The sequence below is a fragment of the Streptomyces meridianus genome (assembly GCF_023703325.1).
Classification (GTDB): domain Bacteria; phylum Actinomycetota; class Actinomycetes; order Streptomycetales; family Streptomycetaceae; genus Streptomyces; species Streptomyces meridianus.
In genome coordinates, this window is record NZ_JAMQGM010000039.1 from 89,699 (window position 1) to 110,311 (window position 20,613).

Annotated in this window: 20 protein-coding genes; 8 read left to right on the forward strand and 12 right to left on the reverse strand. The window is 72.5% G+C overall.

Annotated elements, in window-relative coordinates:
* Nucleotides 1–140: 140 nt before the first annotated feature.
* A complete protein-coding gene (locus M1E25_RS18700; protein WP_251417060.1) occupies nucleotides 141–956 on the reverse strand; it encodes a glycerophosphodiester phosphodiesterase in 816 nt (271 codons plus the stop codon).
* A gap of 149 nt (nucleotides 957–1,105) precedes the next feature.
* Between M1E25_RS18700 and M1E25_RS18705 the strand changes: the two genes are divergently transcribed.
* The gene (locus tag M1E25_RS18705) at nucleotides 1,106–1,831 is read left to right on the forward strand and encodes a bifunctional DNA primase/polymerase (protein ID WP_251417063.1); all 726 of its coding nucleotides are present in this window, start codon (nucleotides 1,106–1,108) and stop codon (nucleotides 1,829–1,831) included.
* A 54-nt stretch (nucleotides 1,832–1,885) separates the two neighbouring features.
* Here M1E25_RS18705 and M1E25_RS18710 read toward each other — a convergent pair whose 3' ends face one another.
* The 4 genes from M1E25_RS18710 to efeO are packed head-to-tail and all read right to left on the reverse strand — an operon-like array spanning nucleotide 1,886 to nucleotide 6,209.
* Complete coding sequence (locus M1E25_RS18710) at nucleotides 1,886–2,878, reverse strand: SCO2278 family lipoprotein (protein WP_308290448.1); 993 nt, start codon at nucleotides 2,876–2,878, stop codon at nucleotides 1,886–1,888.
* Complete coding sequence (gene efeU, locus M1E25_RS18715) at nucleotides 2,781–3,746, reverse strand: iron uptake transporter permease EfeU (RefSeq protein ID WP_251417065.1); 966 nt, start codon at nucleotides 3,744–3,746, stop codon at nucleotides 2,781–2,783. The genes M1E25_RS18710 and efeU overlap by 98 nt, the downstream gene beginning before the upstream one ends.
* Before the next feature lie 6 nt (nucleotides 3,747–3,752).
* The gene (gene efeB, locus M1E25_RS18720) at nucleotides 3,753–5,033 is read right to left on the reverse strand and encodes an iron uptake transporter deferrochelatase/peroxidase subunit (RefSeq protein WP_251417156.1); all 1,281 of its coding nucleotides are present in this window, start codon (nucleotides 5,031–5,033) and stop codon (nucleotides 3,753–3,755) included.
* A 42-nt stretch (nucleotides 5,034–5,075) separates the two neighbouring features.
* On the reverse strand, nucleotides 5,076–6,209 hold the full coding sequence (gene efeO / locus M1E25_RS18725; RefSeq protein WP_251417067.1) for an iron uptake system protein EfeO: 1,134 nt from the start codon (nucleotides 6,207–6,209) through the stop codon (nucleotides 5,076–5,078).
* A gap of 283 nt (nucleotides 6,210–6,492) precedes the next feature.
* Here efeO and M1E25_RS18730 point away from each other — a divergent pair, with 283 nt between their 5' ends.
* The gene (locus M1E25_RS18730; RefSeq protein ID WP_251417071.1) at nucleotides 6,493–7,530 is read left to right on the forward strand and encodes a hypothetical protein; all 1,038 of its coding nucleotides are present in this window, start codon (nucleotides 6,493–6,495) and stop codon (nucleotides 7,528–7,530) included.
* A gap of 47 nt (nucleotides 7,531–7,577) precedes the next feature.
* On the opposite strand, the gene M1E25_RS18735 is transcribed toward M1E25_RS18730, so the two are convergent.
* Nucleotides 7,578–8,243, reverse strand: coding sequence for a biliverdin-producing heme oxygenase (locus M1E25_RS18735; RefSeq protein WP_251417159.1), 666 nt, complete (start codon nucleotides 8,241–8,243; stop codon nucleotides 7,578–7,580).
* Between the two features lie 111 nt (nucleotides 8,244–8,354).
* The gene (gene map / locus M1E25_RS18740; protein WP_251417073.1) at nucleotides 8,355–9,212 is read right to left on the reverse strand and encodes a type I methionyl aminopeptidase; all 858 of its coding nucleotides are present in this window, start codon (nucleotides 9,210–9,212) and stop codon (nucleotides 8,355–8,357) included.
* A 58-nt stretch (nucleotides 9,213–9,270) separates the two neighbouring features.
* Between map and M1E25_RS18745 the strand changes: the two genes are divergently transcribed.
* Nucleotides 9,271–9,504: a hypothetical protein gene (locus M1E25_RS18745; RefSeq protein ID WP_251417076.1), complete on the forward strand. Its 234-nt coding sequence runs from the start codon at nucleotides 9,271–9,273 to the stop codon at nucleotides 9,502–9,504.
* Nucleotides 9,505–9,568: 64 nt separating this feature from the next.
* Here the strand turns inward: M1E25_RS18745 and M1E25_RS18750 are convergent, their stop codons facing one another.
* The gene (locus M1E25_RS18750) at nucleotides 9,569–10,978 is read right to left on the reverse strand and encodes an MFS transporter (protein ID WP_372501080.1); all 1,410 of its coding nucleotides are present in this window, start codon (nucleotides 10,976–10,978) and stop codon (nucleotides 9,569–9,571) included.
* Nucleotides 10,979–11,062: 84 nt separating this feature from the next.
* Nucleotides 11,063–11,746 (reverse strand): hypothetical protein, encoded by a 684-nt coding sequence (locus tag M1E25_RS18755; protein ID WP_251417078.1) that lies wholly within the window; start codon nucleotides 11,744–11,746, stop codon nucleotides 11,063–11,065.
* A gap of 143 nt (nucleotides 11,747–11,889) precedes the next feature.
* Between M1E25_RS18755 and npdG the strand changes: the two genes are divergently transcribed.
* Complete coding sequence (gene npdG / locus M1E25_RS18760; protein WP_251417080.1) at nucleotides 11,890–12,594, forward strand: NADPH-dependent F420 reductase; 705 nt, start codon at nucleotides 11,890–11,892, stop codon at nucleotides 12,592–12,594.
* A 72-nt stretch (nucleotides 12,595–12,666) separates the two neighbouring features.
* Nucleotides 12,667–12,861, forward strand: a complete 195-nt coding sequence (locus M1E25_RS18765) for a hypothetical protein (RefSeq protein WP_251417083.1) — start codon at nucleotides 12,667–12,669, stop codon at nucleotides 12,859–12,861.
* Here the strand turns inward: M1E25_RS18765 and M1E25_RS18770 are convergent.
* Complete coding sequence (locus M1E25_RS18770) at nucleotides 12,851–13,648, reverse strand: site-2 protease family protein (protein ID WP_251417086.1); 798 nt, start codon at nucleotides 13,646–13,648, stop codon at nucleotides 12,851–12,853. The two genes, M1E25_RS18765 and M1E25_RS18770, sit on opposite strands and share 11 nt — an antisense overlap.
* A 262-nt stretch (nucleotides 13,649–13,910) precedes the next feature.
* Nucleotides 13,911–14,756: a site-specific integrase gene (locus M1E25_RS18775; RefSeq protein WP_251417089.1), complete on the reverse strand. Its 846-nt coding sequence runs from the start codon at nucleotides 14,754–14,756 to the stop codon at nucleotides 13,911–13,913.
* Between the two features lie 285 nt (nucleotides 14,757–15,041).
* Here M1E25_RS18775 and M1E25_RS18780 point away from each other — a divergent pair, with 285 nt between their 5' ends.
* Entirely contained in the window at nucleotides 15,042–16,337 is a 1,296-nt protein-coding gene (locus M1E25_RS18780; RefSeq protein WP_251417091.1) for an MFS transporter, read from the forward strand.
* Nucleotides 16,338–16,496: 159 nt separating this feature from the next.
* On the opposite strand, the gene panB is transcribed toward M1E25_RS18780, so the two are convergent.
* Complete coding sequence (gene panB, locus M1E25_RS18785) at nucleotides 16,497–17,384, reverse strand: 3-methyl-2-oxobutanoate hydroxymethyltransferase (protein WP_251417093.1); 888 nt, start codon at nucleotides 17,382–17,384, stop codon at nucleotides 16,497–16,499.
* Nucleotides 17,385–17,638: 254 nt separating this feature from the next.
* Between panB and M1E25_RS18790 the strand changes: the two genes are divergently transcribed.
* Nucleotides 17,639–19,255 (forward strand): MFS transporter, encoded by a 1,617-nt coding sequence (locus M1E25_RS18790; protein WP_251417096.1) that lies wholly within the window; start codon nucleotides 17,639–17,641, stop codon nucleotides 19,253–19,255.
* A 131-nt stretch (nucleotides 19,256–19,386) separates the two neighbouring features.
* Nucleotides 19,387–20,403 carry an endonuclease/exonuclease/phosphatase family protein gene (locus tag M1E25_RS18795; RefSeq protein WP_251417098.1) on the forward strand — a complete coding sequence of 339 codons (1,017 nt, stop codon included), beginning with the start codon at nucleotides 19,387–19,389 and terminating at the stop codon, nucleotides 20,401–20,403.
* The last annotated feature ends 210 nt before the right edge of the window (nucleotides 20,404–20,613 follow it).

The following is a 20,613-nucleotide window of genomic DNA, read 5'->3' on the forward strand; positions in this document are numbered from 1 at the left end:
AGGTGTTTCGCCCGCCAATCCCGGACCGGGTGCTGCGCGTCGGGACGGGATGTGCCGGCCCGCCTCCGGTCCGGCCGTACCGAACGGGCCCCGCCGCGGCCGGCAGGAGTCCGGCCGCCCCGGCCGGCCCGGGCCGGGTGTCAGCGGACCGGGGTCGAGGTGAGCAGCCGCGGCGCGTCGGTGATGATGCCGTTGCACCCGAGCCGCAGGGCCCGGTCGCGGTCGCGCGGGGTGTTGACGGTGTGCGCCCACACCCGCGGAATGCCCGAGCGCACGGCCCGGTGCAGATCCTCGTCGCGCGCCCGGTAGTCCACGTCGAGCAGGTCGACGAACGACCGCCATCGCTGCGGCTCGTCGTTGCGCATCTGCCCGGCGGAGCGCCACAACTGGGCCATCAGCCCCATCCGGTGGGCCCGGAGCGCCACCGCGGGGGAGTTGCTGTTCACGAACACCGAGCGGGTGAGCCGCCGGGCGCGTATGAGTTCTGCCAGGCGCGGAAGGCTGCGGGGGTCCTTCGCCTCCAGCATCAGCACGGTCTTCCCCCCGAGCCGGTCGAGCACCTCGCCCACGCTCGGCGGATGCTCCGGTGCCCACCGGCCGCGCAGGGACCGGTCGGGCCGCAGCCGTACCTCCCGCCACTGGCGCCGGTCGAGCGCCCGGACCGCGCCCCGCCGGTCCGTCGTGCGGTCCAGCGTTGCGTCGTGCAGCACCACCAGCGTGCCGTCGCGCAGCATCCGGGTGTCGAAGTCGATCACCTGAGCGTCCCGGGTGCGCAGCGCCGCGAGCAGCCCCGACATGCTGTTCTCCGGCGCCTCGAGCGCACCGCCCCGGTGCGCGGTGTAGACGATTCCGCGCAGGGCCTGCGCGGTGGGTGCCCGGCCGGCGAACTCCAGGGGTATCAGCGGCCGGGTCAGCGTGAGGACGGCGGCCCCCGCCACCAGAGCAGTTGTCACCATGAGGACAAAACTAGAATCGCGGCGGGTGGAATGCCCTGTTGTCGCGCGCCGTCCGGGGCGGACGCGCCCCCCCGGATGCGGCGGGCGCCCGCAGCGGGAGCAGGATGGTGGCAGCATTGACCGTGCACCCGGTCGAAGTGAGGGGATAGATGGAACGCGAAGGCAGGTTCTCCCAGTGGCTGCGCCGTCGACCGCGGAGCGGGACGGGCAGCGGCACCCCTGCGGAAGCCGCGGCGCTCCGCGAGAACCTGCTGCTGGCCGCCGCCGAGGCCGGATTCCCGCTGGCTCTGGCGGCCCATCCGTCGGGATACGGCTGTTCGTGCGACCGGATCGGCTGTCCCACCCCCGGTCGGCACCCCGTCTCGTTCGCCTGGTCGACGCAGGCCGGCACCGACCCCGAGCAGATCGGCCGGCTGCTGAGGAACCACCCCGAGGCCAACTTCGTCACGGCGACCGGGATCAATCACGACGTCCTCGACGTGCCCGCCGACGCCGGTCGCAGCGCTCTGGAGAGCCTCGAGGCGCGGGGCATCGACGTCGGCCCCGTGGCCGAGTCGGGTTCGGGGCGGGATGCCCGTGTGCTGTTCTTCACGGCCACCCGCGGCACCCCGGAGGACGAGGACGAGTGGTGGCCCTGCCAACTCGACTGCCATCCCGAGACGATGGACGAGCACCCCGGCCTGCGCTGGCACTGCCGGGGCAGCTACGTGCCCGTGCCGCCGGCCCGCCTGCCGGCCGGTGAGTCCGTCGGATGGCTGCGCGGTCCCGAGCACCCGCTGCCCGACCCGCTGACCCTGCTCGAGGCGCTGACCGACGCCTGTGCGCGCCATGTGGGTGAGGAGCCGGAACAGCCGGCCTGGCCCCTCGGCCGCTGACACCGTGCACCGGCGCCGCGGGACGGCGGGGCATCCCGGCGGCCGGGACGCCGGTCAGCCGCCGCGCGCCTCGGTCAGACCTTCGAGCCGGTGCAGGAACTCGATCCGCTCCGACCCGGAGTCCTTCGCCGGAATCCGCACCGCGGACTCGGACATCTTGATCAGCGTGAGGGTCCGCCGTGCCTCGCCCTTCATCAGTGCCCGGATGTACGGGTCACCGATCCGGCCGATCCGGGATCCCTGCGCCACCGTGCGCTTCTGGGTGTGATGCGTGGCGAAGAACGCCAGCGCCCCGCCGTCAGCGGTCCGCAGGGCGATCGGCGGGTACTGCGGTGCACGACCCGGCTGGTCGTCGTACTGGGTCCAGTAGGTGGGTGTGCGCAGCTGGGACTTGCGCTGCTGACGCAGCTGCGTGGTGGCCGGTCCCGGGGCGAAGGGGGCGTCCTGGGCCTTGGCGTCGCCGGCGCCCTGCCCGGCGTCCGTGCTCACGTCCAGGAAGTCCGCGTACGTGCGGCTGAGCTGGTCGGGGGCCACTGCCAGTCCGGAGGCGTCGCCGTCCGGGACGGGTTCGGCGTAGCCGTCCTTGTCCGTCGCGAACTCCGGCATCTCCTCCTCGGTGACGACCGAGAGGTAGGCGGCCTTCCACTTCTGGTCCACGCCGGCTCGGGTGAACACCAGCAGCCAGCGGTTGTCGTCGCGGTTGCTGTCCGCGTCGGCGAGGAAGAACCTGGGCCAGCCGGCCAGCTTCGGGATCGTGTAGCGGACGTCCGTCAGCTCCAGCGGCGTGTACTTCGGATTGCCCTCGGGGCTGACCTTGCCCCGGGCCTTGAGCCCGGCCTGGTCTATCGCCGCCAGGGCACCCGTCTCGACGTCCTTGTCGAGCGCCGGGTCGAGTGCCTCGTTCGCCTTGTTGGTGGCGGCGGTGTAGGCCTTGAGGGCCTTCGCGGCCTCAGCCTTCCGCACCGCCGGGACGATCTCCCGCTCGCCGTGCACCGTCACGCATCCGGTCAGCGTCAGCAGCGCTGCGGCCGACAGGACGACCGACACCTTGGGCAGCGTGCGGGGCCTCGACGTCATCGGACTGGTGCTCCTTCGGGGCGGCTTGAGTCGGCGCAACCCTACCGGGGGCGAGGAACAGCGTGAGTGCGGGGACCAGATACGCCACCCACACGATGACCTGAAGAACGGTCGGATCGGGCTGGAAGTTGACGGTGCCCTTCAGCAGGGTGCCGTACCAGCTGTCCGGCGGGATCGTGGAGCTGACGTCGAAGGCCAAGGTGCCCAGGCCCGGAAGGAAGCGGGCCTCCTGCAGATCGTGGAAGCCGTACGAGAGCACCCCGGCCGCCACCAGCACGAGCATGGCACCCGTCCAGGTGAAGAACTTCGCCAGGTTGATCCGCAGCGCCCCGCGGTAGAACAGCCAGCCGAGCCCGGTCGCGGTGAGCAGCCCCAACAGGACGCCCACCAGCGGCAGTCCGGTGCCGTCGTCCGCGGCCTGTACGGCCGTCCAGACGAACAGCGCGGTCTCGAGCCCCTCCCGGCCGACGGCGAGGAAGGCCGTCAGCACCAGGGCGCCGGTGCCCAGCGCGAGTGCCTGGTCGAGCTTGCCGTGCAGTTCCCGCTTCAGGTGCCGCGCGGTGCGCCGCATCCAGAACACCATCCAGGTCACGAGCCCGACGGCGAGGATCGACAGGGTGCCGCCGAGCAGCTCCTGCGCCTCGAACGTCAGCGTGGTCGACCCGTACTGGAGGATTGCACCGAAACCGAAGCTGACGGCGACGGCGATGCCGACGCCGGCCCACACCGGCGGCAGCTTGTCGGTGCGTCCGGTCTTCACCAGGTACGCCACGAGGATGCAGACGACGAGACTGGCCTCCAGCCCCTCGCGCAGTCCGATCAGGTAATTGGCCAGCACGGCCGGTCACTTCCCTTCGGCGTCTTCGGAGCCGTCCGCCTCGGTGAACAGCCCGCGGCCCCACCAGTCGTGCCCGTCGCGCACACCCGGCGGGACGGCGAAGACGGCCGAACCCACGTGCTGGATGTACTCGTTGAGGGCGTCGTTGCGCGCCAGGTTCCGCTGCACGGGCACGAATCCGTCCCGGACGTCCCGCTGGTAGGCGAGGAAGAACAGGCCGGCCTCCAGCCGTCCGAGTCCGTCCGTCCCGTCCGTGAACGAGTAGCCGCGGCGCAGCAGCCGGGCTCCGCCGTTGCTGTCGGGGTGGGCGAGCCGGACGTGCGACGTGGGCGGCATGGCCCGCAGGTTCGGCTTGTCGTGCTCGCGGGACCTGCCGACCGGGGCGCCCTCGCGCTTGTCCCGGCCGAAGATGTCCTCCTGCTCCTTGAGCGGGGTGCGGTCCCACGTCTCGATGTGCATCCGGATCCGGCGGGCGACCAGGTAGGAGCCGCCCGCCATCCATTCCGGGCCGTCCTTGCCCGACACCCACACGTGCTTGCCGAGTGCCCGGTCGTCGGTGCCCGCGATGTTGTGGGTGCCGTCCTTGAAGCCGAACAGGTTGCGCGGCGTCTGCGCGTCCGGAGTGGTCGACGAGGTCTTGCCGAAACCGAGCTGGGACCAGCGGACGGCGACCTTGCCGAACCCGATCCGCGCCAGGTTGCGGATGGCGTGCACCGCCACCTGGGGGTCGTCGGCACAGGCCTGGACGCAGAGGTCGCCGTTGCTGCGCGCCGGGTCGAGGTTGTCGCCGGAGAACACCGGCAGGTCGATCAGCGCCTCCGGACGGCGGGACTTGATGCCGAAGCGGTCCTTGCCGTCCTTCTCGAACAGGGTGGGGCCGAAGCCCACGGTCAGCGTGAGCCGGGACGGGGGCAGCCCCAGTGCCTCGCCGGTGTCGTCCGGGGGTGCCTCGGCGAGCCCGCCGACGGCGCCGTCGCCCACCGGCTTGCCCGCGGTCATGCGGGCCGCCGCCTGGGACCATTCCTTGAGGAGCGCGACGAGTGCCTCGCGGTCGTCGGTCGTCACGTCGAAGGCAGCGAAGTGCAGCCGGTCCTGGACGGCGGTGGCGATGCCGGCCTGGTGCTCGCCGTGGAACGGCACGGCCCGGTTCCGGCTCCCGGTGTGGCGGGTGTCCTCGCCGACGGCTCCGGCCGCGGCTGCTGCCCCGCCTGCCGCGGCCGCGCCGATCGCCAGGCCTGCTCCGCCCCAGCCGAGCAGCGAGCGGCGGGACGGCGCCTTCGCGGTCATCTCTGCTTCCTGTGCGTGCGGTTCACTCACGGTGCGGATCCTCTACTTCTTCCCGACCACGGCGGCGGCCAGCCGGGACAGCGGCTCGGCGAGGGCGTTCACGCCGTCCGAGAGGTCCTTGCGGTCGGAGTCGCCGACGGTGTCGTACGCCACGAACCCGTCGCCCTCGCGGTATTCGTCGAGCTTCTTGAACAGCGCGGCGAACTGCCGGTCGAGCTCCCCGGCGAGTTCGGGGTCGTTCTCGGCGGCCACCGGCTTCAGCAGCTCGTAGGACTTCTGTGCGCCCTCGACATTGGCGTGGAAGTCGACCAGGTCGGTGTGGCTGTAGCGCTCCTCCTCGCCGGTCACCTTGCCGGTCGCGACCTCGTCGAGGAGTTCCTTGGCGCCGTTCGCCATGCCGGTCGGGGTGATCTCCGCGGACCCGACGCGCCCCCGCCAGTCCTCCAGGTCGTCGACCAGCTGCGAGGCCAGTTCCTTGTCGTCCGCGGTGATCTTCTTGTCGTGCCAGAGCGACTTCTCGAGCCGGTGCCAGCCCGTCCACTTCTGGCCCTTCTCCAGGCCGTCCTCGCGGAAGTCCACCTTGGGGTCGATGTCCCCGAAGGACTCGGCGACCGGCTCGGTCCGCTCCCAGCCGATCCGGGAGGGGGCGTAGGCCTTCTTGGCGGCCTCGAGGTCGCCCTTGCGGACGGCGTCGGCGAACTTCCGGGCCTTCGGCAGGGTCCCGTCGGCCTGCGCCTGGGCGTAGGTGCGGTACTCGGCGACGGCCTTCTCCAGCCGTGGGTCCAGCTTCGCCTTCGCGCTCCCGCCGGTGGCGGTGACCTTCTGCCGGATGCCCTCGCCCTTCATGCCGGGCTTGCAGGCGATCTCGTAACGCCCGGCCTTGACTTCGGCGTTGATGCGGACCCGGGTGCCCGGGCCGATGTTCTCCCGCTCGGTGACGATGCGGTCGCCCGGCGCGTAGACGTAGACCTCGGTGACCTGCGAGCCCTTGTTCTCCACGGCGAGCTGCACGTGCCCGGCCGGGAACTCGGGCTTCGACACCTTGCAGGCGTCGTCGCTCGCGGTCACCCGGATCGCGTCGCCGGCGCCGCCCTCGGCGTCGCTCTTGTCGGCGCAGCCGGTCACGGCGGCCAGCGTTGCGGCGGCAAGCAGGGCGGACAGACGGACGGCTCGCATGCGGGCTCCAGGCGGGTGCGGGGTCGGGAACGGACGGAAGCCAGAGCCAAATGACTAAGGCAGTCCTAAGTTATCTGAGGCTAACCACAGTGAGGTGCCGGCCGGGGTCACGAACCGGGTCGCCGGCTGTGACCCGGGACACCATGGGTCGCCCGAAGGGGGTCGCCCTGGAGGACCGGAGGGGCAAAACGTCATCAAACGGCGCCCCCGGGAGCCGGATCCTTTTGCCGGGTTTTTAACCGGAGGCCTCCGTCTGCAGCTCGTCGGCGGCCAGGATGGGCGGATGAAGGTCTCCGACGCCCAAGCCGTGGCCGCCCGCTGGGTCGCCGAACACGCGACCGCCTCCCCCGACTTCGCCGGCGCGTTCCTGAGCGGCTCCACGACCTGGATGCCGCCGGGCGCCGAGCTGCCCGTGGGCTCCGACGTGGACGTCGTGATCGTGACGAACCAGGACGAAGCGCCGCCGAAGCCGGGCAAGTTCGTCCACGACGGAGTTCTCCTCGAGGTCACCTGCCTCGCCTGGCAGGACCTGGCCTCCCCGGAACACGTCCTCGGCTCCTGTCACCTCGCGGGCAGCTTCCGGAAGGACACGGTCCTCGCCGACCCCACCGGACGTCTCGCCGAGCTGCGCGACGGGGCCATGGGCGAGTACGCCCGTGAGCCGTGGGTCCGCCTGCGCTGCGAGAACACCGAGCGGCGGATCGTCGACGGCCTCGGACGGCTGGACGTCTCCCTCCCGCACCACGAGCGCGTGACCGGATGGATGTTCCCCGCCGGGGTGACCACCCACGTGCTGCTGACCGCGGGGCTGCGCAACCCGACCGTCCGCCTGCGCTACTCGGCCGCGCGCGACCTGCTCCAGGAGTACGGCATGCCGCAACTCCACGAAAGCCTTCTCGAGTTGCACGGGTCCGCGGCCCTGACCCGGGAGCGGGTCGAACACCATCTGAAGGCCATGACCGCGGTCTTCGACGCCACGGTCCCGCTCGCCAGGAGCCCGTACTTCTTTGCCTCCGACATCACCGAACGGTCCCGGCCCATCGCGGTGGACGGCAGCCACGCGCTCATCGCCGGCGGACGGCACCGGGAGGCGGTCTTCTGGATCGCGGCGACCTACGCCCGTTGCCTCACCCTGCTGGCGGCCGACGCCCCTGCCGAGCGGGCCCGGTTCGCCGCGGGCTTCGAGGAGCTGACGGCGGACCTCGGGGTCGCCGACGGCCCGGCCCTCGAGCGCCGGGCGCGCGACGTCCTGGCCTTCCTGCCCCGGGTCCGGGAGGCCGCCGACGCGATCATCGGGGCGAATCCCGGCATCATGCCCTGAGACGGCCCGGACCGTCCGGCCGCGACGGGGCGGTTCCGTGGATCCCGTCAGGCGATGAGGGGATCCCGAGCCGCCCCCGGGCCGGACTCCTCGCCGAGTTCCCGGAACATCCCGGTGTTCAGCGCGAAGGCCCGCCGGCACTCCTCCACCGCGTCCCGCTTCTCCCCGTCGCCGACCGGCAGGGCGTCCAGCAGGGCTCGGTACTCCCGCTTGAAGGCCGCCGGATTGCCGATACCGGCGAACACGTAGAAGCGCACGCCGTCGCCCTTGTGGTCGAACCCCCACCGCTTCTCGGCGGCGGACCGGATGACCTGCCCGCCGCTGAGGTCACCCAGGTAGCGCGTGTAGTGATGGGCGACGTACCCGGCGGGCCACCGGCCGGCGACCTCGGTGATCCGGTCCGCGTACGTCCGGGTGGCCGGGAGCGCGGTTGCACGCTTGCGCCATCCGGCACCCAGGAGATGAGCCAGATCGCGCTCGAGTTCGGTGACGCGCAGCAGCTCGGGCCGGATGAACGGTCCGGCGACCGGGTCGTCCGCCAGCGCGCCCGCGGCCCCCTCCAGCGCCCGGTAGACGAACCACAGCTGTTCCGTGTAGCGCGCGTACGCACCCTGCCCGAGCCGGCCGCCGAGCATGTCGCCCACGAACGCCGAATTCTCCGCCTCGGTGTGCTGCGCCTGCGATGCGGTGCGCATCAGTGCGGAGAACGGCATCGAGCCGGTCGTCTCCAAGACGGACCTCCGGGTGTCAGCGGGTACGCGGTGACCGCTCCGGGGCAGCCGGGCGGGTTCCCGACCGCCTGTCGGCAAAGTACCCGCACGGGGTCACGGCAATGTGAGGATGTCCGCCCCGGTGTCGGTGACGACGAGGGTGTGCTCGAACTGCGCCGTGCGCTTGCGGTCCTTCGTGACCACCGTCCAGCCGTCGTCCCACATGTCGTACTCGTGGGTCCCCAGGGTCAGCATCGGCTCGATCGTGAAGGTCATGCCCGGCTTGATGACCTCGGTGGCGTGCGGGCTGTCGTAGTGCGGCACGATCAGGCCGGAGTGGAACGACGTGTTGATGCCGTGCCCGGTGAAGTCGCGCACCACGCCGTAGCCGAAGCGCTTGGCGTACGACTCGATGACCCGCCCGATGATGTTCAGCTGCCGGCCCGGCCGGACTGCCTTGATCGCCCGGCTCAGCGACTCCCGGGTCCGCTCGACCAGCAGCCGGGACTCCTCGTCCACGTCGCCGCACAGGTAGGTGGCGTTGGTGTCGCCGTGCACCCCTCCGATGTAGGCCGTGACGTCCAGATTCACGATGTCGCCGTCGCGCAGGACCGTCGAGTCCGGGATGCCGTGGCAGATGACCTCGTTCACCGAGGTGCAGATCGACTTCGGGAACCGCCGGTAGCCGAGGCACGAGGGGTAGGCGCCGTGGTCGCACAGGTACTCGTGGGCGATCCGGTCCAGCTCGTCCGTGGTCACCCCCGGCGCGATGTGCTTGGCGGCCTCCTCGCGGGCTCCCGCGGCGATCCGGCCCGCGGTCCGCATGAGTTCGACGGTGGCCTCGGTCTGGACCTCGGAACCGGTGTACGGGGTGGGCATGTCCCTGCCCACGTACTCGGGCCGCCGGATGGCACCGGGGACGGAACGGGTGGGAGAGAGCTCCCCTGGTACGAGCAGCGACTGGCCAGACATGTGAGCGAGTGTAACGAGGTCGCACCGGGCAGCATGAGCGGAGAGAGAAGGAGCACAGATGGCCCTGTTCAAGCGACGGACGACCGGCAAGCCGGGCGAGTGGTACTACTGCCTCGAACACAGGAAGGTCGAGGAGGGGCCGGAGTGCCCCGCCAAGGACCGCATGGGTCCGTACGCGAGCCGGACCGAGGCCGGGCACGCCATGGAGAAGGCCGACGAGCGGAACGCCGAATGGGACACCGATCCGCGCTGGCACGACAAGGCCGGCCAGGAGGGCGGCGGCGACACCTGAGCCGCCTGCGACCGGGCCGGACCGGCTGCTCTCCCGGCCGTGCGCGCCGGCCGGCCCGTGCTGCTCAGGGGGCGGTCGCCGAGGGCTCCTGCCGACCGCCCGGCAGATCGCGTGCCCGCTCCTGCTCCTGCTCCCGTGCCCGACGGGCGGCGCGGGTCCGCAGGGCGTGTTCGTCGGTGCGGGCGTCGTAGGACATCAGCCCGGGCAGCGCGAGGGCCAACAGCCCCACCGCCCCCAGACAGGCCAGCCCGCCGCTCCACACCGAGACCCGGACATGCGTCAACGACGCCATCGCGCCGGCACGGACCTGGCCCAGTTGCGGGCCGACCGAGTACGAGAGCACCTCGATGCCCGCCAGCCGGCCGCGCAGCTCGTCCGGGATGGTCTGGTTCCACATCGCGGACCGGAAGATCCCGCTGACCATGTCGCTCCCGCCCGCCACGGCCAGGAACAGCAGCACGAGCCACACGTTGTCCACCCAGCCCGCACACGCCATCGCCAGCCCCCAGCCGGCTGCGGCCGTCACCACCATCCGGCCGTGCCGGTGCATCCGGGACGTCCATCCGCTGGTCAGGCTCACCACGAGCGAGCCGGCCGATCCCGCCGCGTACATCAGGCCGAGTGCCCAGGGCGCGTCCAGGTCGTCTGCCAGGAACGGAAAGATCGCGACGGGGTACGCGAAGAACATCGCTGCCAGGTCGACGGCGTACGTCCCGAGCAGTTCCTTGCGGCTCCAGGCATACCGTCCGCCCTCGACGATGCCGCGCAGGGACGGCTTGCTCGCGCCGTGCGACGCGGGTGACGGGGCCATCCCCACCACGAGCGTGAGCGAGGCCAGGAACGTCCCGACGTCGAGCGCGTAGGCCCAGGGCAGTCCCGCGTACGCGATGATCACGCCCGCAAGGGAGGGGCCCGCGATGGCCCCCACCTGCCAGCGCAGGGCGTTGAGGGCCGCAGCCGGTGCGAGCAGGTCGTGCGGGACGACCCGGGGGACGATCGCGTTCAGGGCCGGTCGCTGCATGCCCGTCAGCGCACTGGCCAGGCCGGCGACGAGATACAGCGGCCACACCACGGGATCCGGCAGCAGCGTGTTGACCAGCAGGATCACGGCGAGGAGGCCGAGGCCCGCCTCGGTCCGCAGGATCAGGTTCCGCTGGTCCATGGCATCCGCGAGGGCACCGCCGTAGAGGCCGAACACGATCAGCGGCACGAGCTCCACGGCGCCGATCGCGCCGACCGCCAGCGCCGAGCCCGTCAGTTCCTTGATCTGGAGCGGCAGGGCGACCAGGGTCAGGAAGCTGCCGAACGTCGTCACCAGTCCCGCACACCACATCAGCCGGAAGTCGCGGGACGACCGCCAGGGCGCGAGGTCGGGCAGCAGCGCCCGGGCGCGGCGCGGAGAACTCGAAGGAGCGGACGGTGCCGGGTCCTCGCCGGGCGAGGGTGGCGGGACGGTGGGAGCGGGTTCGGTCACAGCCGGTCATGGTGCGCGGGCCAGGTCGCTCGGGGCAACCGGTTTCCGGCGGCGGGCGAGCGGCGGCGCGGCCGGCGGTTGCGCCTACCAGCGCGTGGGGGGCGGGGCCGTCAGCTGCTCGGCGATCCGGGCCAGCCGGTCACGGAAGCCCCGCGGGCCGCGGGGCGCCGGCAGCCGGTTCTCCCCGGCGGCGGCGCTGACCAGATGCTGCACTGTGTCGAACCCGATCGCGTTCTCCCGCTCCCGGTCGGTGCCGTCGTCCACCGGGTCCCGGTCCGGTGCAGGAGAGCCGGCGAGCGCCGTGGGGTCCGCAGGACTCTCCGGCACGGCGAGGGCTTCGTGGGCGAGGGCGTGCAGGTCGCGGTCGCCGGCGTCGAGGGCGAGCACCGTCGCGCCGGCGCGACGGGCGTCGTGCACCCGCTCCAGCAGTTCCGGCTCCGGGCGGCCGGGCGTCACCACGAGCAGGGTCTCCCCGCGCCGGGCGGCCTCGATCCGGCCCAGCCCGACGGCCAGATGCGGCGGCTCCCCCGGGCGGGTCCGGTGCCGGACCAGGGTGGGGGAGAGCTGCGGCAGCCCGGACCAGGCCGCTTCGTCGTCGAGGTGCGCAGCCAGATGCCAGGGCTCGTACTCCGCGCTGCCGACGAGCAGCAGTCCGCCCTGCTGCGGTTCCACGGCGGTGCGCAACGCCCCAGCGAACCGCCGGGTGGCCTGCAGCCATTCGGTGCCCGTGAGCACTTCGCGCAGCAGCGCGACACGTACGGCGTCCATGGCGAAATCCTGCCGTACCGGCGCCGCTCCCGGGGCCGGTACGGCGATCCCCGTCCGCGGGGAGCGTGGGGTGTGACGGCGGCCGCAGAAATTTGTTACCGCTCGGTAGGGTGTTGCGGCCCGGTTCCTGGCAGGATCGCCCCATGACTTCTACTGATGACGCGAACAAGGCGCCGGCGAAGGACCCGTGGGCGTTCCCGGACGTCTCCGACCTGGTCGTCGGCGTGCTCGGCGGCACCGGGGACCAGGGCCGTGGCCTCGCCTACCGGCTGGCCAGGGCGGGCCAGAAGGTGATCGTCGGCTCGCGCGCGGCCGACCGCGCACAGGCCGCCGCCGCGGAGCTGGGGGAGGGCGTGGAGGGCGCCGGCAACGCCGAGTGCGCCCGGCGCAGCGACGTGGTGATCGTGGCGGTGCCGTGGGACGGCCACGCCAAGACCCTCGAATCGCTGCGCGACGAGCTCGAGGGCAAGCTCGTGATCGACTGCGTCAACCCCCTCGGCTTCGACAAGAAGGGCGCCTACGCGATCCGGCCGGAGGAGGGCAGCGCCGCCGAACAGGCCGCCGCCCTGCTGCCCGGCTCGCGTGTCACCGCCGCCTTCCACCACCTGTCGGCCGTGCTGCTGAAGGACCCGGACATCGACGAGATCGACACCGATGTGATGGTGCTCGGCGAGAACCGGGCGGACACCGACCTCGTGCAGGCCCTGGCCGCGCGCATCCCCGGGATGCGGGGCGTCTTCGCGGGCCGGCTCCGCAACGCCCACCAGGTCGAGTCGCTCGTCGCCAACCTGATCTCGGTCAACCGCCGCTACAAGGCCCACGCGGGGCTGCGGGTCACCGACGTGTGAGCGCGGGCGGGGCGTGAGGGAGAATGGCGGCCGTACGACCGTCAGGCCCGTCCCCGGACAGGAGCTCCCCTCATGCCCCGCCTCGCCGTGTTCGCCCTCGTCGTCTGCGCGCTCGCCGTGGCCGCCGCGGTGGTCTCCTTCGCGCGGGGCAGCCTGCTCGGGATCGCCTGGATCCTGATGGCGGGCGTCTCGTCCAACATGGCCTGGTACTACGTGCGCCGCCTGCGCGCCGAGCGCCGCGAGCAGGACCCCACCGTCACGGGCTGAGCGCCGGGATCTGCGGCTCGCCCTGCCAGAAGCGGTAGAACTCCTGGCCCCAGTGGGTGTCCCACTGCGCGACGCCGAGGATGTCCAGGATTCCGTGCACCGCCCCGAAGAACGCCTGGTTGACCTCCGGGATCCACAGCAGGCCGAAGACGGCGAGCAACCCGAACGGGGCGAACGGCTCCACCTGGCGCCGGATGCCGTACGACAGCCAGGGCTCGACGACCCCGTAGCCGTCCAGGCCCGGCACGGGCAGGAAGTTGAGGATCGCCGCGGTCACCTGGAGCAGGGCGAGGAAGGCGAGGGCGTACCGGAAGGCGTCCGGCATGTCGTCCGCCGTCCCGAGCCAGAAGGGTGCCGTGAGGGCCAGCGCGAAGGCGACGTTGGTCAGCGGGCCCGCCGCCGAGATGACGCTGTGCTTCCAGCGGCCCCTGATCCGGCCGCGTTCGATGAACACCGCGCCGCCCGGCAGGCCGATCCCGCCGAGGATCACGAAGAGGACCGGCAGCACGATGCTGAGCAGCGCATGCGTGTATTTCAGCGGGTTGAGGGTCAGGTAGCCCTTGGCCCCGATGGTGATGTCACCGCCGTGCAGGGCGGTGCGCGCGTGCGCGTACTCGTGCAGGCAGAGGGACACGATCCAGCCCGACGTCACGAACAGGAAGACCGCGAAGCCGGTGCTCGCCGAATAGCCCGACCACACGGCCCAGGCGGACACCGACATCACGGCCAGCAGCCCGAGGAAGACAGGGCTGACCCGGCGTTCGCTGCTGGTGACTGCGGTGGTCATCGGGGCGGGTCTCCTGACGTGCGGGGGGGTGTGCGGTGACGCCGTGCAGCCCCGGGCGGTGCGGAGTGGGGGCGTCACTCCGGCGTCCGACCGTACCGGGCGCCGGGCCGGCCGGGACAGGCAGCGGCGGCCGGGAGCCGGCCGGGAGGCGCGGCACGGTCGGTCTACCGTCTCCCCGTCCACCTCCCGCCGGCCCTTCCGGCCGACCCCCGGGACAGGCAGCGGCGGCCGGGAGCCGGCCGGGAGGCGCGGCACGGTCGGTCTACCGTCTCCCCGTCCACCTCCCGCCGGCCCTTCCGGCCGACCGGAGGCGGCGCAGCGTCCACCCCCGCCCTCCCGGATCGAGGGGGCGGGTGGACGTGGTGAAGATCTCTGCGGCCCGGCGGTAGGAGAGTCGTCCGCGGCCGGAGAGCGGGCACACGTCCGCGGCGTCCGCCCGGGCGGACGCGCGCCGGTCGGTGAGGAACAGCGGTCCGGCCGTGCGGCTCAGGACGGCCAGCGGCAGCAGTCGCGCGGTGCCGCCGCGCCACCCGACGGGCCCGGCGCCGATCGGCGTGGAGGGCCCGCGGGTGCGGCGGCGGAGGACGTCCAGATCGTCGACGTCCAGGGCGAGCAGCCGCTCCACCGGCGCGCCCGACTCGTACAGCAGGTGCCACAGGAGCTGCTCGCGCAGCGGTACGCGCAGGGCGAGCACGGCCCGGACCTGCTCGTCGTCGAGCGGGCCGTCGGCCTCATCGGGCTCCGGCAGGGGCAGCGGGGGAATGCCGGCCGTGGGGTCGCCGGCGAGCCATCCCTGGTCGCGCCACCAGGCGACTGCGCTCCGCAGGATCGACAGTTCGCGGTTGGCGGTGCGCACTCCGGCCGCGGTGGCCCGCTCGGCGAATGCGGCTCGCAGCCGGGCGGCGGCCCCGGGGGTGTCGAGGAGGGCCAGCGGGAGGACCGGCGGAACAGCGCGACGCCGCGCCGCGCCGGCGGGAGGCGTGCGGTTCACGAGAGACCAGGCCCAGGTTGCGAGTGCCGTCCGGTAGACCCGGCGGGAGCCGTCGCCGAGCCGGGCCGCCGCGAGGTAGTGGTCGGCGGCGAGGCCGTACTCCACGGGTTGCGTCACGGGTGCTACCCCTCGCTGTCGCAGTAAATCTACCGCAGAGCAGAGCCTGTCCGGGCGGTTGAGTGCAAGTCAATTTCCTTTCACCGCAGTAAAGATGAGCTGTTTTCTGCGGTAGTGAAGCGCCTCCACAGAATTGCTTCGAATCGACTCAACTTTTCGGTGTGAAGTCATTGCGCCCGCAGCCCGGTAGCCGCCACGCTGCCGGGCATGGATACGGATTCCGCGCGTTCCGGGAGACCTGCCGAACCGGCGAGACCAGTTCGGACCGGGAGCCGCTTCGGCGGCATGCGGCGTCGGCTTGCCGTCCTGGCAGGCCGTGACTTCCGGCTGTTCTGCCTCGGGTACGGCACCTCCCTGCTGGGTTCCGCGATGGCCCCGCTCGCCGTGGCCTTCGCCGTGCTGGACACCGGCGAGGGAGGCACCGGGGTCGGCCTGGTGATGGCCGCCCGGATCCTGCCGGTCGTCCTCGTGCTACCGGTGGGAGGGGTCGTCGCCGACCGATGGGGCGGCCGGCGGGTGATGCTCGTCGCGGACGCCGTCCGGTGCCTGACCCAACTCCTGTTCGCCGCGGCGCTCCTGGGCAGCCCCGGCCTGGGAACGCTGGTGGCCCTGGGGGCGGTGCAGGGCATGGCGGAGGGGGTGTTCATGCCCTCCCTGGGAGCGGTGGTCCCACGCGTCGCCCCGGCCGACAAGCTCTCGGACGCCAATGCCGTGCTCGGCATCGCCCGCTCCACGACCGGTGTCGCCGGACCTGCCCTCGCCGGAATCCTCATCGCGCTGACCGGGCCCGCCCTGGTCCTCGTCGTGGACGCACTCAGCTACGCGGTGTGCTTCGCCGCCCTCCTCCGGCTGCCGCGGACCGCCGGGCAAACGGCCGGCGCCGGTTCCTTCACGACGGACCTGCGTGAAGGCTGGGTTGAGTTCCGTTCCCGGGCCTGGCTGTGGGTCACGTCCCTGCACGGCTGCCTGTTCAACCTGCTGGTGTGGGCGCCGTTCCTCGTCCTCGGGCCCGTCGTCGCCGACGACCGGCTCGGCGGCGCAGGCGGCTGGGGGACGGTCATGGCCCTGTACGGGGCGGGGGGCGCGGCCGCCGGGCTGACCATGCTCGGCCGCCGGGTGCAGCGGCCCCTCCTGGTGGGCACGATCGTCGCCGCGGGCTGGGCGCTGCCCTCCGGGGCCCTGGCCGCGCACCTGCCCCTGCCGTGGATCTGCGGGGCCGCGCTGGTCGCGGGCGTCGGTGGCGGCGTGTGCGGCACCCTCTACGACGCCACCCTCCAGAGCCGGGTGCCGCCCGCGGCACTGGCCCGCGTCAGCGCCTTCAGCACCCTGGGGGCCTTCGCCTTCGGCCCCCTCGGGCTTGCCGCCGCAGGCCCGACGGCCGAACTCCTCGGCACCACCGGGGTCCTGGGCTTCGGCGCCTGCTGGCAGATCCTCTCGGTCGCGGTGGTGGCCATGATCCCGGCGGTCAGGGCACCGCTGGGCCCCGGCCTGCCGGAGCCGCTGCCGCCGGCCCGCGGGGACGGTCCTCCCGGAGAACAGCCGGATCCGGACGAACGGCGGCCCGCCGCGAGGCGGCCGTAGCGGTGGCCCCTGCGGCCCCGGGCACGGCGCACCACGGAGGGGGGACGAGGTCCCGGTCGGCCGGTGCCGGCACCGGCCGACCGGCCGTGCCTCCGTTCGTGTGACCTCCGGGGCCGGTGCGTCCGGGGGAACGGACGCATCAGGCCCCGGGGCCTGCACTCACGTGCGGAAGCTGTGCTCCTCGGCCGGGTAGGCGCCGCCGACCACATCTTCGGCGAACGCCTTGGCCGCCCCGCCCAGCACCTCCCGCAGGTGCGCGTACTGCTTGACGAACCGCGGGACCCGGCCCGCCGTCATACCCGCCATGTCCGTCCACACCAGCACCTGCGCGTCGCACTCGGCGCCCGCCCCGATGCCGACGGTCGGAATGTGCAGCGACCGCGTGACCTCGGCCGCCAGCTCGGCCGGCACCAGCTCCAGCACCACCGCGAACGCCCCGGCGTCCTGTACGGCCTTGGCATCCCGCAGCAGCTGCTGCGCCGCCTCCTCACCGCGCCCCTGCACCGGGTAGCCGCCGTAGGCGTTGACCGACTGCGGGGTCAGACCCACGTGCGCCATCACCGGAATGCCCGACTGGACGAGCAGCTCGATCTGATGGGCGGACCGCTCGCCGCCCTCCAGCTTCACCGCGCCGACCCCCGCTTCCTTGACCAGCCGGGTCGCGCTGCGCAGCGCCTGCACCGGGCCCTCCTGGTACGAGCCGAAGGGCAGGTCGCCGACGATCAGGGCGCGCTTCGTGCCGCGCACGACGGCGGCGGACAGCAGGGTGATCTCGTCCATGGTGACCGGCACCGTGGACTCGTAGCCCAGGTGGCAGTTGCCCATGGAGTCGCCCACGAGCATGACCGGGATGCCGGACTCGTCGAAGACGGAGGCGGTCATGGCGTCGTAGGCGGTGAGCATGGGCCACTTCTCGCCCTGCTGTTTGGCCCTGGCGATGTCGCGGACGGTGATGCGCCGGTTCCCCGTGCCGCCGTAGAGCGTCCGGCTGCTGTCGGTTCCCCCGGTCTGCGGGGCGGTCTCGTGCGCACTGGTGGCATGCGTCATGGCAACGGCTCCTGATCGTCATCTCGAGGCGCCCTCACGGCGTCCCCGGACCGACTCCATGGTGACACCTGACGCCCGGGCGGGAAACCCCGGCGGAACCGGTCCCGGCGGAACCGGCCCCGGCCGCCGGTCGTCGCCGCGCCCGCGAGGGACGAGGGGCAGCACCGGACGCCGCGGGCCGATCCGCAAAGATCCGCCGGACGCCACCCTCGCGGAGCCCGCCCGGATCCGCTCCGGAAGCTAGCGTTACGGGCATGGCGAACCCCCAGGGCGACCGTGCCGCTCCGGTCCCGGATGCCGTTCACCGGCGCAGGTGGCTGATTCTCACCGTCCTGATGTTCAGCCTGCTGATCGTCGTCCTGGACAACTCGATCCTCAACGTGGCGCTCAAGACCATCGCCACGCCCCCGCCGCACGGCCTCGGGGCGAGCCAGAGCCAGCTCGAATGGGCGGTCAACTCCTACACCCTCGTCTTCGCCGGGGTCCTGTTCACCGCCGGTGTCCTCGGCGACCGGATCGGACGCAGGAAGGCGCTCGTCTTCGGCATGGCGCTGTTCGGGCTGGGGTCGCTGCTCGCCGCCTTCGCGGACACCCCGGCCCAGCTCGTCGCCTTCCGTGCGCTCATGGGCTTCGGCGGCGCATTCGTGATGCCGGCCACGCTCGCCGTCCTCATCAACGTCTTCGACCGCGCGGAGCAGCCGAGGGCGATCGGGATCTGGGTCGGCAGCGTCGGAGTCGCCATCGCCGCGGGGCCGATCACCGGCGGCCTGCTGCTCGCCCACTTCTGGTGGGGGTCGGTCTTCCTGATCAACATCCCGGTCGTGCTGACCGGCCTCGCAGCCATGCTGCTGATCATCCCCGAGTCCAGGGACCCGGCGCCCGGACGGCTCGACCCGCTCGGCGTGGTGCTGTCGGTCGTCGGGCTCGTCCTGCTCGTCTACGGCATCATCAAGGGCGGCCAGATCGCGGATTTCACCGATCCGTGGGTGCTGGCGTCCATCGCCGCCGGACTGTGCGTGCTGGCGCTGTTCGTCCTGCACGAGAAGCGCAGCAGCCACCCCGCCATGGAGGTCTCCTACTTCCGCAACCCGGCCTTCACCGCGGCGATCGCCGCGGTGTCGCTGGTGTTCTTCGCGCTGATGGGCGTGACGTTCTTCAGCGTCTTCTACCTGCAGAGCGTCCGCGGGCTCACCCCTTTCGAGAGCGGCCTCCTGCTGCTGCCGCTGGCGATCACCCAGCTGTTCTTCGCCCCGCAGGCCCGCCGCGTCGTCGAGCGCTACGGGGCCCGTGCCGTGTGCACGGTGAGCATGGTCGCGGTGGCCGTGCCGCTGGCCGGGTTCGGCTTCATGGACGAGCACACGCCGATCTGGCAACTGGAACTGCTCTATTTCGTCATGGGCTCCGGCATGGCGTTCAGCATGCCCCCCGTGACCACCTCGATCATGCAGACGCTGCCGAGGGAGAAGGCCGGATCGGGCTCGGCGATCAACAACACCTTCCGGCAGGTCGGAGGAGCGCTCGGGGTGGCCGTGCTGGGTTCGGTGCTCTCCGCCACCTACCGGTCCGCCGTGCACGACGAACTCGCTGTCCTTCCGGCCCGGCTCCGGCACGCCGCGGGCGAGTCCATCGAGGCGACGCTCGCCATCGCCGGACGCATGGGACCGGCCGGACGGACCCTCGTCGAACCAGCCAAGGACGCCTATGTGCACGCGATGCACGTGACCGCTTTCGGCGCTGCCGCCGTCGCCCTGGCCGGCGCGGGCATCGTCGCGGTGTTCCTGCCGGGACGGACCGCACCGGTGGAGGGGACGGCGCCGGCGGCGAAGGAACCCGTCACCGCCGGTGAGTCCGGGGACCAGGTCGGCCGGTGACACCGGCCGGAACCCCGCAGGCCGTTGTACGCGTCCACGATCATGAGGCACCCCCGGCGAGGGAGGCGTCCCCGGCGCATCACCTAGGGTCGTGGGGCGAGGATCAGGCGGTCGAGGCACGAGGACGGCACATGACCCAGGCGTACATGACGCAGACGCGACAAGGGGGCTCGGACGCGCGCTCCGGGTCCCGCACCCGGCTCCGCTTCCGGAGTCCGCACGGTGGCGGCCCATGGCGCCGCGGCATCATCCTCGTCCTGGCCGCGGTCCTGCTCACCCTGACCCTGGTCCTGCACGCCGACATCCCCAACAGCGTCGGCAACCTCGGCAGCCTGGTGGAGACCTTCCTGCCCTGGCTGGGGCTGGCAGTTCCGCTGCTGCTCGTGCTCGGCCTGCTGCGCCGCTCGGCGGCGGCGCTCGTGGCGCTCCTGCTGCCGACCGCGGCCTGGCTGAACCTCTTCGGCGGTCAGCTCGACAGCAAGTCCGGTACCGGCGGTGATCTGACCGTGGCCACCCACAACGTCAACGCCGAGAACCCCGACCCTGCGGGCACCGCGCGGGACGTGGCAGCGGGCGGCACGGACGTGGTGGCCCTGGAGGAGCTGACGGAGAAGGCGACCCCCGTCTACCGCAAGGCGCTGGCCGGCACGTACCGCTACCACACGGTGCAGGGCACCGTCGGCGTCTGGAGCAAGTACCCGCTGTCCGCGACCCGGCCGGTGGACATCCGGCTCGGCTGGACCCGCGCGCTGCGCACCACCGTCAGCACCCCTCAGGGGCCGGTGGCCGTGATCGCCGCCCATCTGCCTTCGGTCCGGGTCGAGGTCAAGGCGGGCTTCACCGCCGGGCAGCGCGACGGAAGCGCGGACGCCCTGGGCCGGGCGATCGCCGACGAGAAGCTCGAGCGCGTCGTCCTGCTCGGCGATCTCAACGGCACGATGAACGACCGTGCCCTGGCCGGCGTCACCTCGCAGATGCGCTCCGCCCAGGGCGCGGCGGGCGACGGGTTCGGCTTCACCTGGCCCGCTGCGTTCCCGATGGCGCGGATCGACCAGATCATGGCCCGCGGTGTCGAGCCGGTCCGGTCGTGGACCCTGCCGGAAACCGGCAGCGATCATCTGCCGATCGCGGCGGCCGTCGACCTCTGAGCCGCCGGGTGCCGATCCCCGAGAGCCCGGGGCGGGCGTCACCTCGGCAACGCACGGCTGCTCTTCCCGCCACTCCGGTTGTTCTGCGGTGATGTGCGCCTCCTGCGGCCGGCGGCAGGCCGCGTGGAGGTCCCGAACGCGCCGTCCTGCCGGGTGCGGGGGCGTTCTGCCGGGGCTTCCCGGTTTCCCTTTCCGCCGCTGACCGGTGTC